At 69.6% G+C, this 1,001-nt stretch carries 2 protein-coding genes; one reads left to right on the forward strand and one right to left on the reverse strand.

All coding sequences use genetic code 11. The annotated features are described in order from the left end of the window. Window positions 1-111: 111 nt before the first annotated feature. Window positions 112-642, reverse strand: a complete 531-nt coding sequence (locus tag ACQKIP_RS48170) for a substrate-binding domain-containing protein (protein WP_365853963.1) — start codon at window positions 640-642, stop codon at window positions 112-114. Here ACQKIP_RS48170 and ACQKIP_RS48175 point away from each other — a divergent pair. Beyond that, the gene (locus ACQKIP_RS48175) at window positions 577-807 is read left to right on the forward strand and encodes a hypothetical protein (RefSeq protein ID WP_365854758.1); all 231 of its coding nucleotides are present in this window, start codon (window positions 577-579) and stop codon (window positions 805-807) included. The genes ACQKIP_RS48170 and ACQKIP_RS48175 overlap by 66 nt on opposite strands. The last annotated feature ends 194 nt before the right edge of the window (window positions 808-1,001 follow it).

The raw sequence follows: 1,001 nt of genomic DNA on the forward strand, positions 1-1,001 counted from the left end.
AACTCCAACAGAAAACACTCACTTCAGATTTAACTAAAAACACACTAGCCGGGCACTCTGGTGATGTCACCGCCGAAGTCGTGCCGCGCCGGACCAGGCGGTGCGGCATGATCAGTTCCTGCGGAGGGACGGCGCTGTCGGGCTGCATATGCCGTCCGCCAGGCACTGCAGGGACCGTTCGGCGATCTGCTGCTTGTCCGGCGCGATCGTGGTCAGCGCAGGGTACCTGTAGCGGCTGTCCTCGATGTCGTCGAACCCGACGACCGCGAGGTCTTCGGGCACGCGCAGACCGCGTTCGTGGGCCACATGCAGGGCTCCCTGGGCGAGTTCGTCGCTGAAGGCGAACACGGCGTCGGGGGCGGCCTGTCCGTCGAGGAGTTCGTCCATGGCCCTGGCTCCGTCTGCCCGGTGCAGTGCGGCGACGGTGCACTGGGCGTCGGGGAGTTGCGGGAGTCCGGCGCGGTCCAGCGCGCGGCGGTATCCCTCTGCGCGCAGCCGGGCGCTGCCGTTGTGCAGGTGCGGCTGCAGGCCGATGGCTCGGCGATGCGCCGCCTGCCGAGACCGGTCAGGTGGCTGATGGCTTCGTCCGCGGCGGTGACGTTGTCGACGGCGAGGCGGTCGGCCGCGCCGTACGGGCTGCACTCGCCGAGCAGGACGAGGGGCACGGCGGGCGCGGTCGCCGCGAGTTCGGCCGGGTCCAGCGCCCAGGGGCTGATGATGCCGGAGGCGAAAGGGAAGAGCCTGGAGAGCATCGAGCAGGCACTGCACAGTCCGCTCGGCTTCCGCAGGGCGCTGGAGAAGAAGTGACGGAGAAACCGCTACTTGCGGGGTCAACGCAGTGCCTCTGACCGGCAGTCCACCGCCGCAGCTCCTCCCGGATACCCGCCCCACTCGGGCTGCACCAGCCTCTTACCAGCTCCCTCCCCGGCGGCCAGCGCGAAGGTGGCCGCCAGTGCGACAGCGCCAAGGACAGCCGCGGCCCAGCTCAGTCGGGTCACCGC

This window comes from Streptomyces sp. NPDC059900, assembly GCF_050270335.1.
Classification (GTDB): domain Bacteria; phylum Actinomycetota; class Actinomycetes; order Streptomycetales; family Streptomycetaceae; genus Streptomyces.

Excerpts from the sequence above, each read along its gene's own strand:
- ACQKIP_RS48175 (WP_365854758.1), top strand. The coding sequence starts at position 577 with ATGGCTTCGTCCGCGGCGGTGACGTTGTCGACGGCGAGGCGGTCGGCC.